General features: G+C 41.4%; 11 protein-coding genes and 1 pseudogene. 9 read left to right on the plus strand and 3 right to left on the minus strand.

The annotated features are described in order from the left end of the window. Positions 1-668 precede the first annotated feature (668 nt). The 7 genes and pseudogenes from EKM61_RS06525 to trpA all read left to right on the plus strand — a co-directional run bounded on the left by EKM61_RS06525 (position 669) and on the right by trpA (position 8,007). Entirely contained in the window at positions 669-2,141 is a 1,473-nt protein-coding gene (locus tag EKM61_RS06525; RefSeq protein ID WP_068226171.1) for an anthranilate synthase component I family protein, read from the plus strand. Continuing rightward, on the plus strand, positions 2,125-2,709 hold the full coding sequence (locus EKM61_RS06530; RefSeq protein WP_068222142.1) for an anthranilate synthase component II: 585 nt from the start codon (positions 2,125-2,127) through the stop codon (positions 2,707-2,709). The genes EKM61_RS06525 and EKM61_RS06530 overlap by 17 nt, the downstream gene beginning before the upstream one ends. A gap of 916 nt (positions 2,710-3,625) precedes the next feature. Next, positions 3,626-4,645: an anthranilate phosphoribosyltransferase gene (trpD, locus tag EKM61_RS06535; RefSeq protein WP_068222145.1), complete on the plus strand. Its 1,020-nt coding sequence runs from the start codon at positions 3,626-3,628 to the stop codon at positions 4,643-4,645. Further along, a complete protein-coding gene (trpC, locus tag EKM61_RS06540) occupies positions 4,642-5,430 on the plus strand; it encodes an indole-3-glycerol phosphate synthase TrpC (protein ID WP_068222148.1) in 789 nt (262 codons plus the stop codon). The genes trpD and trpC overlap by 4 nt, the downstream gene beginning before the upstream one ends. After that, on the plus strand, positions 5,427-6,014 hold the full coding sequence (locus EKM61_RS06545; protein ID WP_068222150.1) for a phosphoribosylanthranilate isomerase: 588 nt from the start codon (positions 5,427-5,429) through the stop codon (positions 6,012-6,014). The genes trpC and EKM61_RS06545 overlap by 4 nt, the downstream gene beginning before the upstream one ends. A 17-nt stretch (positions 6,015-6,031) precedes the next feature. Next, positions 6,032-7,229, plus strand: a pseudogene (gene trpB / locus EKM61_RS06550) (tryptophan synthase subunit beta). Continuing rightward, entirely contained in the window at positions 7,222-8,007 is a 786-nt protein-coding gene (gene trpA / locus EKM61_RS06555; RefSeq protein ID WP_068222154.1) for a tryptophan synthase subunit alpha, read from the plus strand. Before trpB ends, trpA begins: the two are co-directional and overlap by 8 nt. Before the next feature lie 133 nt (positions 8,008-8,140). On the opposite strand, the gene EKM61_RS06560 is transcribed toward trpA, so the two are convergent. Next, on the minus strand, positions 8,141-8,734 hold the full coding sequence (locus tag EKM61_RS06560) for a TVP38/TMEM64 family protein (RefSeq protein WP_068222157.1): 594 nt from the start codon (positions 8,732-8,734) through the stop codon (positions 8,141-8,143). A 361-nt stretch (positions 8,735-9,095) separates the two neighbouring features. Then, a complete protein-coding gene (locus EKM61_RS06565) occupies positions 9,096-9,620 on the minus strand; it encodes a hypothetical protein (RefSeq protein ID WP_068222160.1) in 525 nt (174 codons plus the stop codon). A gap of 446 nt (positions 9,621-10,066) precedes the next feature. Between EKM61_RS06565 and EKM61_RS06570 the strand changes: the two genes are divergently transcribed. Both EKM61_RS06570 and EKM61_RS06575 read left to right on the plus strand, forming a co-directional pair. Further along, positions 10,067-11,188: an aminotransferase class I/II-fold pyridoxal phosphate-dependent enzyme gene (locus EKM61_RS06570; RefSeq protein WP_068222163.1), complete on the plus strand. Its 1,122-nt coding sequence runs from the start codon at positions 10,067-10,069 to the stop codon at positions 11,186-11,188. A 78-nt stretch (positions 11,189-11,266) separates the two neighbouring features. Further along, positions 11,267-11,593: a hypothetical protein gene (locus EKM61_RS06575; protein ID WP_068222166.1), complete on the plus strand. Its 327-nt coding sequence runs from the start codon at positions 11,267-11,269 to the stop codon at positions 11,591-11,593. A gap of 216 nt (positions 11,594-11,809) precedes the next feature. On the opposite strand, the gene EKM61_RS06580 is transcribed toward EKM61_RS06575, so the two are convergent. Continuing rightward, on the minus strand, positions 11,810-12,274 hold the full coding sequence (locus tag EKM61_RS06580) for a hypothetical protein (protein ID WP_068222171.1): 465 nt from the start codon (positions 12,272-12,274) through the stop codon (positions 11,810-11,812). Between the last annotated feature and the right edge of the window lie 296 nt (positions 12,275-12,570).

The raw sequence follows: 12,570 nt of genomic DNA on the forward strand, positions 1-12,570 counted from the left end.
AAGCGGATGATTTGGTGAACGTCGCTATTCGGAGTAATCTGTCTTTTGGGCCACGTTTCCATAATCCAGGTAGAGGCAGTTTCACCGGAATGGAAACGTGAGAAAAAAGCTAACTTCTTCCAGCTAGCCTAGAAGAAGTTGAGCAGCTTTTTTCTCACTCTTATTACAGTTTGACGTCAGGCACGCGTCAGTTGCCGGAGGGATGTTTGTCCCTTGCTAAGCGTAGTGACGAGATTAGTTAGTTTATCTTTTTTTGGAATAGACTAATTTCGTGACTGAATTAAGGTGGCACCGCGGAAAAATCCGTCCTTAACAAGAGATTGTTATGGGCGGATTTTTTTCGCGGTGTTTTTTTAATGAATCATTAGTTTGAAACTAGTTTAATGATTTTTTTAAGAGATTCGACGTAAACGTGTTTGAAAAGGCAGATTCCTGCGGTTAGCTACAACAGCCAAATCACCTTTTTCAAAGGTAATTCGTCTGTTTAGGCTGCGATTCGGACTTCGGTTCACCTTAGTCCGATCGACATCGTTAGTAATCCTCAGAATCTAACCGCCTTTTCAAACACTATCTAACTAAGGAGTGAAAACTATGCAGCAATTACCTGGAAAACGATGGCGTTTACAATTGATGGCAACTTAGAAAAATCAATTGTGAGGCGATTAAAAATGAAAAAAGAAGATTTAGCAATTTATGCTGATTATCCAGCAGTTCCAGTAACGATGCAGTTTAAAGTATTGCAGTTTAACCCACTTAATTTGGTCAGCCACTTGCGCCAACAGGGACATACTAGTTATTTACTAACGGGTGCACCAAAGCCGAAGTTAGATGGTTATACCTTTATTGGCTATCAACCTAAAATGAAAATCCATTACCGCAACGGGCAATTAACGGTAATCAAAAATGGAAAGACAACAACTAAAAAGACAGCAATTAAACCTTACCTAGAAGAATTATTGAACAGGTTTAGAACGCCTAAATTACCAGATTCACCACCTTTTCAAGGGGGACTGGTAGGTTACTTTGCCTACGATTATGGTCAGTACGCTAACCCAACGTTATCGTCCAGTGTCAGTGATCCTTATCAATTGGATGATGTTGATCTGTTATTGGCCGATCAAGTTATTGCTTATAATCAACGGACTAAAATTGTGACGTTAAGCCAGATTGTACCAACAAATGAATTAAATAATCGATTTGAACAGGTACAGGTGCAACTTGGTAAATTAAAACGAACTATTCTACAATTACAACAGAGTTTTGTCCCGGTAACTTTACAACTAAAATCAGCCTTACAACTGCAGTTTAATTTGCCAACCTTTACGAATTTAGTTGAACAAACCAAACAACATATTGTCGCGGGAGATATTTTTCAGTTAATTCTATCTAATCCACAGCACGCGGATATGGCCGGTAGTTTATTTGCCGCAGCACCAACCTTATTTCACCAAAGCCCATCGCCGTATCAATTCTATTTTCAGGATGGTGATTTTGAAGCATTAGGGGCCTCACCAGAAACTTTAATTAGTCGACAGGGAACACAATTAGTGACCTATCCGTTGGCTGGCACTCGACGTCGCGGTAAAACGGAGGCCGAAGATCGACGCCTGGCTGCAGAGCTGCAACATAGTGAAAAGGAATTATCTGAGCACAATATGTTAATCGATTTAGGCCGAAACGATTTAGGCCGGGTTAGTCGTTTTGGTAGTGTTAAGGTTACTAGCTGTCGCCAATTATTACGGTTTAGCCAAGTGATGCACCTTGGTTCAACAATTGAAAGCGAGGTCAGATCAGATCAATCTAGCATTGATATTCTCGATGCCTTGATGCCAGCAGGGACCTTATCCGGAGCGCCTAAAGTTCGTGCCATGCAGTTGATCAATGAACTGGAACAAAATAAGCGTGGCTTGTACGGTGGTTGTCTTGGTTATTTGGATTTTGATGGTGACTTGGACTTATGTATTGGCATTCGTTTGGCTTATCGAAAAGGAACTAATCTAGTGGTCCATTCCGGTGCTGGTATTGTGGCGGACAGCATTGCCAAATACGAATATCAAGAATTTAACAATAAGGCACGGTCAGTTGTGACGGCTTTGCAACAAGTCGCAAAACAGGAGGTGCACTATGCTGTTAATAATTGATAATTACGATAGTTTTACTTATAATTTGTACCAACTTGTTGGTCAAATGACCCAAGAAGAAGTTCGTGTGGTAAAAAATGATCAACTGACGACAACACAGATTGCGGACCTGAACCCAAGCGGTATTATTCTTTCTCCAGGGCCTGGCCGACCAGAGGATGCTGGAGTGACCTTGGCAGTTGTTGAAAAGTTTGCTGGTAAAATACCATTATTTGGTGTTTGCCTCGGACACCAAGCCATTTGTGTCGCGTATGGTGGGCAGGTCGTCGCCGCGGCACAATTGATGCACGGTAAGCCATCAGAAATTATGGTACAACAAGCAAGTACGTTGTTTAATGCTTGTCCTACTAAATTTCAGGCTGCGCGCTATCATTCGTTAATTGCGGCGCAGGCAAATTTTCCAACTAACTTACAGATTACGGCAAAAACGGCCAAGGGTGAGATTATGGCCTTAGCCGATGAAGAACACCAAGTTTATGGTGTTCAGTTCCATCCCGAATCAATCATGACTGATGAAACGGTGGGTCGCCAAATTGTGAGAAACTTTTTGGCTGTTTGTGAAAGTTGAAAGATTAATATTAAATTAGTTTTTAAAAATATATTGACAAATTACACAGTTAGTTTTAATGTTAGTGTCAATCAAATATCGTTCAAAAACCGATGAGGTGGAGATCAAGATTGTTGTGCACGTAAAGAGAGTTGCCGGTGCTGAGAATGGCAGTCGAACGCAGACAATTAAATGGACCACCGAGGGCAAACTCGAAAAGAGTGGACCAAAAGACGGTTAGATTACGGAGAATAGCCTTGTTTGCTGAATTATTCGCGAAGCGGATGATTTGGTGAACGTCGCTATTCGGAGTAATCTGTCTTTTGGGCCACGTTTCCACAATCTAGGTAGAAGCAGTTTCACCGGAATGGAAACGTGAGAAAAAAGACAGCTTCCTGCGGTTAGCTACATAAGTCGTCTCGGTCATTGCATGACCAAGCCGCCTTATTAGGCTAATCCTCAGAAGCTAACCGTCTTTTTTCTCACTCTTATTACAGTTTGACGTCAGGCACGCGTCAGTTGCCGGAGGGATGTTTGTCCCTTGCTAAGCGTAGTGACGAGATTAGTTAGTTTATCTTTTTTTGGAATAGACTAATTTCGTGACTGAATTAAGGTGGCACCGCGGAAAAATCCGTCCTTAACAAGAAATTGTTATGGGCGGATTTTTTTAGCGGTGTTTTTAATGATTTTTTCAAGAGACTCGGCGTAAACGTGTTTGAAAAGGCAGATTACTCCGAATAGCGACGTTCACCAAATCATCCGCTTTGCGAATAATTCGGCAAACTAGGCTATTCTCCGTAATCTAACCGCCTTTTCAAACACTATCTAACTAAGGAGTGAAAACCATGCAACAATTACCCGGAAAACGGTGGCAACGCATCATTGAATCGACTAATAGACAGACATGATAATGTAAAACAAAATTGGAGGAATTAGTATGATTAAAGAAGCGATTAAAACAGTAACTGACCAACAGGATTTGACTTTTGAACAGGCAGAACAAGTGATTGATGAAATTATGAGTGGTAAAGCGGTGGATAGCCAGATTGCCAGTCTTCTAACGGCCTTGGCAATGAAACACGAAACGATCGCGGAGATTGCTGGTTCAGCCAGTGCAATGCGTGCCCATGCGTTGCAATTTGATGCTCAGGAACCTGTTTTAGAAATTGTCGGAACTGGCGGTGATCATTCTAATTCTTTCAATATTTCAACAACTTCTGCCTTAGTGATTGCGGCCGCTGGAACTCCGGTTGCTAAACACGGTAACCGGGCAGCTTCAAGTCGTAGCGGTGCCGCTGATGTCCTAGAAGCACTGGGTGTTAAAATCGACGTTACCCCAGAAGCGAGTGAAGCCATTTTACACAAAATTGGAATTTGTTTCTTGTTTGCTCAGGAATATCATCAGGCGATGAAATACGTTGCACCAGTACGTAAGAGTTTGGGCATTCATACTTTATTCAACATCCTTGGGCCGCTAGCAAATCCAGCAGGGGCAACAATGCAGCTTTTAGGTGTTTATGATCAATCACTCTTAGAACCAATGGCTCACGTATTACAACAGCTTGGGGTTAAGAACGCAATGGTTGTTCACGGTGCCGATGGATTGGATGAGGTTTCGTTAACTGGGCCAACACAGGTTTGTGAATTGCAACAAGGAGAATTTAGTTCTTACGCTATTACTCCTGAACAATTTGGTTTGAAACGTTGTCAACCGGCCGATTTAGTTGGGGGTACGCCAGCCGATAATGCCCAAATCACGCGGGATATTTTAGCCGGTAAAAAAGGACCACAACGGGATGTTGTTTTAATGAACGCTGGCTGTGCATTGCACATTGCGCATCCTGAGTTAACGCTTCAACAGGCCATTGATTTAGCGGCCAAAACCATTGATTCCGGTAAGGCTGCAGCTAAACTTGCTGCCTTTATTCAACTTAGCCAGGAAGCGGTGGCCGCATGATTTTAGATGATTTAGTTAAAGTCACTAAGGTGCGAGTTACAAGGGATAAACAACATTTACCATTGGCGAAATTACAACAACAGGTTGCAAAAATACCTAAAACAACTAACTTCCCTTTTGAGAAAATGTTGCACCAACCTGGTTTACATTTTATTTGCGAAATCAAAAAGGCTTCCCCTTCAAAGGGCGAAATTGCTGCCGATTTTCCTTATCTGCAAATTGCTCAAGACTATGTAGCCGCCGGAGTTGAAGCAATTTCAGTTTTAACTGAGCCCACTTATTTTAAAGGTCAGTTGAAGTATTTAAAGGAAGTTGCCGCTCAGGTGCCAGTGCCAGTTTTGCGCAAAGATTTTACGATTGATTCTTACATGATCTATCAAGCAAAGGCTAATGGTGCTCAAGTCATCTTGTTGATTTGTGCGATTTTAAGCCCAGAGCAGTTAAAAAACTATTTAGAATTGGCAACGAGTTTAGGGCTTTCAGCGATTGTTGAGGCTCATGATGAACAAGAAGTACAACAAGCCCTAACAGCCGGTGCACGGATCATCGGCGTAAATAATCGTAATTTAAAGGACTTTACGGTAGATTTACAAACGAGTTTACGTTTACGGCGTTTAGTGCCAAGTCAAATTGCCTTTATTTCGGAAAGCGGCGTTAAGACTGCCGCCGATGTTGACCGCCTGCGCCAAGACGGTATTAACGGCGTTTTAATTGGTGAGACCATGATGCGGGCAACGAATAAGGTACAAATGTTGGCCCAATTAAAAGGCCAGGTGCTGGCATGACCAAGGTTAAGTTATGTGGATTATTTCGACCGCAGGATATTAGTGCGGCAAACGCGGTCCAACCAGATTATGCCGGGTTCGTCTTTGCTAAAAGTCACCGGCAAATTAATTTAGCGACTGCGCTGAAGTTCCGGCAACAATTAGCGGCACAGATTAAAAGTGTTGGGGTGTTTGTTAACGCGCCAATTGCAACTATGTTGGCGGCCTACCAAAGTGGAGCAATTACAATTATCCAATTGCACGGGCAAGAAGATGAGACGACCGTTCAAACTTTGCAGCAAGCTGGCGCAAAGGTGATTCAGGTTGTTAATCTACAACAACAAACCTATCAATCAACTAGGGCCGATGCTGTAATGTTTGATGGTGGTAAAGGTGCTGGCAAAACGTTTGCCTGGCAGAAAATACCGGCAAACGTTAAGCAACCAATCTTTTTAGCTGGCGGCATTACACTGGCCAATGTGAAACAAGCAATCACGACAGTTGCGCCAGCTGTGATTGATGTCTCTAGCGGGATTGAAACAGCAAACGTTAAAGATCCGGTTAAAATGCAGCAAATGGTTCAATTAGTCCACGGAAACCATTAATAAAGGGGAACGAAAAAATGATTGAAAAACAAAAAAAAGGACGTTACGGCATTTATGGTGGTCAATATATTCCAGAAACGCTAATGACTGAATTAGAACGAATTGAGACAACCTATTAATGAAGCAAAAAATGACCCTAAATTTCAAAAAGAGTTAACCGACCTACTAAATAACTACGCCAATCGACCATCACTGTTGTACCACGCAAAGCGAATGAGTGATGATTTAGGGGGTGCGCAAATCTACTTTAAGCGTGAGGATTTAAATCACACTGGGGCTCATAAAATCAATAATGTTATCGGTCAAGCATTGTTGGCTAAGCGTTTGGGAAAAACACGTTTAATCGCTGAAACGGGCGCCGGTCAACACGGTGTTGCTACGGCCACAATTGCAGCCTTGTTCGGTATGTCCTGTGAAATTTACATGGGTAAAATGGATACTGACAGGCAAAAATTAAACGTTTACCGAATGGAGTTATTAGGTGCTAAAGTTCATTCGGTGACGAGCGGTTCAATGGTCTTAAAGGACGCAATTAACGCGGCGATGCAGGAATGGGCTAGTCGGGTAGATGATACTTTTTACGTCATTGGCTCGGCTGTTGGACCCCATCCGTTTCCCGAGATGGTCCGTGATTTTCAAAGTGTTATCAGTCGTGAGGCACGAGCACAAATTTTAAAGGAAACCGGTAAGCTGCCAGATGCGATTGTTGCTTGTGTTGGCGGCGGTAGTAACGCCATTGGGAGCTTCGCGGAATTTATTAACGATCCTAGCGTGCAGCTCATTGGTTGTGAAGCAGCCGGCCGTGGTGTTGATACCGATCAAACGGCAGCAACGCTAGAGAGAGGTTCCACAGGTATTTTTCACGGTATGAAATCTGTATTCCTACAAGATAAGTTTGGCCAAATTGATAAAGTCTATTCCATTTCTGCTGGGCTTGATTATCCAGGTGTTGGACCAGAACATGCTGCTTTAAATGCAAGTGGTCGGGCCCAGTACGTCGGTATTACTGATGATGAGGCCGTTGATGCGTTCGAATACATTGCTAAAACGGAAGGAATCATTGCGGCAATTGAAAGTTCCCATGCAGTTGCATACGTTGAAAAGATGGCACCAAAAATGCGTAAGGACCAAGTAATCATTTGCACTTTATCTGGACGCGGGGACAAAGATGTTGCCTCAATCGCAAAATATCGGGGAGTTGATATTAATGAGTGAACTAGCGAAAGTTTTTCAAAATAAAAAAGCGTTTATCGGTTTTGTTGTTGCCGATGATCCAGACGCAGACAGCACGGTGAAAAATGTGGTTGCTTTAGCAGAGGGCGGTGCCGATTTAGTTGAATTAGGTATTCCTTTTTCTGATCCAGTAGCAGATGGCCCGGTTATCCAAGAGGCTGATTTACGTGCTTTTAAAGTCGGCGTAACCCCGGATAAGATTTTTGAAATTGTTGCGGCAATTCGCAAGGAAACGACTGTGCCGTTAGTCTTTTTAACGTACTTAAATATTGTCTTTAAATACGGCTATGATAAATTTTGCGCTCGCTGTCAAAAATTAGGGGTGTCTGGTTTAATCATTCCCGATATGCCGTACGAAGAAAAGGGTGATCTAGCGCCAATTGCGGCCAAGTATGCTGTTGACTTAATTCCGCTAGTAACACCAACTTCAGGCCATCGAATTGAGAAAATTGTGAAGCACGCTACCGGTTTTATTTACGTCGTTTCATCAATGGGCGTTACCGGTACGCGAAATACAATCAAAACGGATTTACATCAACTGATTCAACAAATTCGGCAATATACTGACACGCCAACTGCAATTGGTTTTGGTGTTCATACGCCAGAACAAGCAAGTGAGCTTGGGGCAATTGCTGACGGCGTGATTGTTGGCAGCGCGATCGTAAAACTTGTGGCCCAAAATGGCACTAACGCGGCACCAGCCTTAAAAAAGTACGCTCAGGAAATGAAAGCAGCCCTACCAGTTTTAAGTGCTGAATAGCGTAACCTAAAAAAGGTAATTGCTCAAGCCCATTTTGAAGGGTTTAAACAATTATCTTTTTTATTTGGATTAGATTGAATAGAAAGTATTTACCTGACTAAGTTAGTGTAAACGTGTATGAAAAATACTAGTTCTAAATAAAGTGGCTCAATAAGGTACCACCGTAAACTAACACGTAGCTATAGGCAAGAATGGTGGCCGGTTTACCTAAGATAATAATTAAGCTAAAGGTTTTAAGTGACATTTTTGTCAGGCCGGCTAGTAAACACAAAACGTCATCTGGTGCCACTGGTAAGAAAATGGCAATGGCGAATAGCTTAGTAAAGCGATTTTGATTATCAAGCCAACCAATATATTTGTTGTAAATTTTATCGTTGATTAAATGATGGACAAGTGGTTTGCCAAAACGACGTCCTAAAAGAAAGGCAATGATTGAACCGAGAACAATGCCAATGTAGTTGTAGACAAATCCTTCAACTGGCCCAAAGATCAGGACACCAGCCGCCAAACTGATTCCACCTGGAATGATAGGAATCACAACTTGGACAATTTGGAGAACAATAAAAAGCAGTGGACCAAAAAACTTAGCTTGTTCAACTAGGCCCTGTAAGGCAGAAGTATTCTTGAAAACGCCTAATTGAAAACAATAAATTGTAAACCAAATGGAAATTCCAAGACCGGCAAGTGAAATCAAATTAATTAAACGGCGTGACGTCGCTGTACTCATAGGCTTTCCCCCATCCAATGAAAGTAGCGGCCGGGACAAAAGTCCTAGCTTCTTATTTTTTTGCGAATATTGCTCTAGAACGTGGGCTAAAAGTCGGGGTTCGCATGCCTAACGGAAGTGTTTGAAAAAGCGATTAGATTCTACTTCACAATTGGGGATTATTAGCCTAGACCGCTAATAATCTTGATGCTACGAACGATGGCCATTCTTGTGGCAAAGTTCGTGCCGCAAGAAACATGGCTCTGAGGATTAGCCTACGTTACGCAGTAAACCCAAAACCGACTTTTAGCACACTCCGTTTTAAAATTTATACCATATTTTAGCAGCCTGCGCAGCAAATATGCTCAGTCCAAAGTTGGATTTATAATTGATCTAAAGTATAGATCGGTAAACCATTTAGCCAGTCCTTGGGCCGTTGTTTTTTGAGCAATTGCTCCAGTCGCTGATTGTAAGTTTCTGGTTGCATTAATTGTTGTTGGCCGATGAGGCGGCTCAAACGTTGCCAGTAGGCAGGTGCCAGTTGGAGGACTTTGTAATCAAGTAGAATACCAGTACTTCCATCAACAAAGATAAAATCAGCGTTTAATTGGTTATGATTAGCCTCGGTAGTAAACTTTTTGACATCAAAATTGGTTTCTAAAAAGCGATTATAGGGAGCCAACATCCAATTGAGCGGTGTAAATTGTAGTAGATTAAGGATAATGTTATCAGACTTCGTGACAGTATAGTTGATTTTGCCAGTGTGGACGGCGGTACGTTCACTTAATGTGGGTTGATTTAAAGCCAGAAAAATATTTAAACCATCGTTATTAATTTCGTAAGTGATTTGTTCCTGATAATGAGTAACTGAATCTGTAAGCAAATAACCAATTTTAAATTGAGGCATTTAATATGTTCCTTTCTTAAATGAAATTAATTTAATCTGTCTCATTTACTTTTCATTTTAACAGTCCTATAATAACGCTAGAGAGTGTTTGAAAAAGCACAGGAAGCTGTTTTTTCAAACATGTTTACACTAAATTAATTAGATAAACACTATTAAAAGTATTTTCCAAACAGAACGCTAGGAAGTTTTGCTGAAGAGATAAGTACGGTTGCCTTATGAGCTAGAGAGTCCACGTTGCTGGAAGTGGGTAGGCGGCGGCCGAAAAATGGTCTTGGAGAAACCAATTACAGAAAGTTAAGTAGTTGCGGTAACCGCCGTTATCAGGTTAAGGATTGTTAGATCCGAAGAGAAAGATAACTTTCTAAAATAAAGGTGGTACCGCGCAGTTGCGCCCTTTGGCATTAATTTGCTGAGGGGCTTTTTTTATTTTAAAGGAGCGAAAAAAGATGGCAAAAGAAAGTAATAAACGATCAATTGAAACAATTTTAGCACAGGCAGGCAATCGAACGGATGATGTAAAAACAGGAGTTGTCTCAACACCACTGTATCTATCAACGGCGTTTCGTCACGCTGGCCTAGGGCAATCAACGGGTTACGACTATTCCCGCGTAACGACACCAACGCGGGATGTTTTGGAACAAACATTAGCTAAATTGGAAGATGCCACTGATGCGTTTGCCCTAACTTCAGGGATGGCGGCAATTCAATTAGTGTTATCACAATTTAAAACGGGTGACCGAATTATTACGTCCGATGATCTTTACGGTGGATCTTTTCGCTTTTTTGATCTGTTAACGAAGAATTATGGCATTCAATTTGATTTATGGGATGGACAAGATTTTGATAAGCTACAAGACTTATTACAGCCGACCACAAAGGCAGTTTGGATTGAGACGCCATCGAATCCAACGATGAAGATTATTAGTATTGAAAAGACCGCCCAGCTCGCTCACGCCCAAGGCTCAGTGCAAGTAATTGTTGATAACACGTTTTACACCCCATTGTTGCAGCAGCCACTAAATGAAGGGGCCGATGTCGTCTTACATAGCGCAACGAAATACCTTGGCGGGCATAACGATTTGTTGGCCGGAGCTGTCATGACGCGCAACAACGAGATTGCTGATAAATTACGGTTTAACTTTATAACGACTGGTGCCAATCTCGATCCTTTTGACTGTTGGCTCTTAATTCGTAGTTTGAAAACGTTACCCCTACGTTTGGCGAAACAAGAAGAAAACGCCCAAGCAATTGTCCAAATATTAAAGAAAAATAACGCAATTGACAAGGTTCTTTACCCCGGACATGGTGGAATGATTAGTTTTTACTTAAATGAAAATTATAGTGTTGATCAATTCTTACAACATTTAGAGGTCGTTTCGTTTGCTGAAAGTCTAGGTGGCGTGGAAAGCTTACTAACTGTACCTGCAGTTCAAACACACGCTGATATGACGGAGAAACGGCGTCAAGCTCTAGGAATTACGCCTAATTTGTTGCGATTATCCGTTGGTATTGAAGGAACGGCCGATTTGATTGATGATTTAGCTCAAGCAATTGCTGCGGCAAAGTAGTATGGTATGATGGCTTATGGAGCGACCCAACCTGTGGTTTAGGCCAGCCGCTCAATAAAATTTTAAAGAGGTTATTTAATGAAACTTTCTGAATTTTTTCAAACGGCTTTAATTGAGGGCCAGCCAGTCATGCGGACGGATTACGAACTAGTAGCTGATCGCAAGGCGGCACTGCACATTCCTTTAACAGTTCTTGCGCAGATTTACGATAATTATTTTTATACGACACGTTACGTTACCCAAAATTTTGAATTGAATAAAATGGAAATTGCTGATATTCGTGCCGAAACAGGTGCTTCAATTACCAACGAAAGTTTTCAAAAAGATTTAAAACGAATCGTGGTTGAAGTGGACACTAAGCCGAGCACTAAGCAAGTCAACTTGATGTTTCAAGATACACTCTAAATAAAAGAAAGCTGGGAGTGGGATAAAAGTCGGTTTTGGGCTTACTGCGTAACGTAGGCTAATCTAATAACCGTATTATGATTATTGGATTGGCTGTAGTCGTGTGAACTCGGACTTTTGGCACATGTTCTAGCGTAATGTTCGGAAATAAAAAAGAAGGCTGGGCCAAAATTTGATTTTGGTCCAGTCTTCTTTTTTAGTGTAGATAATTTAATTTTAACGAACAACTAATGAAACTTCCGTTGGTAAATTTGGACGTAGTGCATCAATTAAAACTTCCGTTGATTGACCAAAATTTAAGCGAACGTTACGACCACGTTTTAGGGTAAAAATGGCAATAACTAAATGGCGTTGACCAGGCATTGGTTGATTGGTTAATGTGATGGTGGCAAGATCACTGAAGCGGACGATCGTTGGGTAAAAGAAGCCATTACCGATAATCCGGTTTGTAGTCAGACCGCCAACACCAGAAATAATATTCATCAGAATAAAACCGGCAACTAAAACTAACCAGATTAAACCTGGTGATGGATACATCATTAATAGAACACCAAAAATCATACCGTAAATCAGTGAGCTGAAATTATATTTAGCACGGATGGTAATCTGTGATTGCCAGTAAACTGAGACGGCAATACTGATTAAGATTAAAACATCAAAAAATAGCCAAAAAAAAGTCATGTTTGTCCTCCTTGTAAATAGGTTAAAGCTAGGGAGTGTTTGGAAATGCACAGGAAGCAGCTCTTTCAAATACGTTTAGGCCAAAATGGGTAGAAAAACTAACAAAAGTAATTTTTAGTACGGCCTGGGGAGCACTTCCTAGTTTGTTATTTATCATTTTAAATACTGAAGAATAAAGTTAGTTGTAAATGTTATATTGCGGAGCAGCAAAAATTAAAAGAGAGTGTCAAATTTTATGTGTAAATGAAAAAGCCTCTCACCTTTGAACTAAAACATTGATTCTAAAGTGTCTTGAA

This window comes from Loigolactobacillus backii, from assembly GCF_003946275.1.
GTDB classification, from domain to species: Bacteria; Bacillota; Bacilli; order Lactobacillales; family Lactobacillaceae; genus Loigolactobacillus; species Loigolactobacillus backii.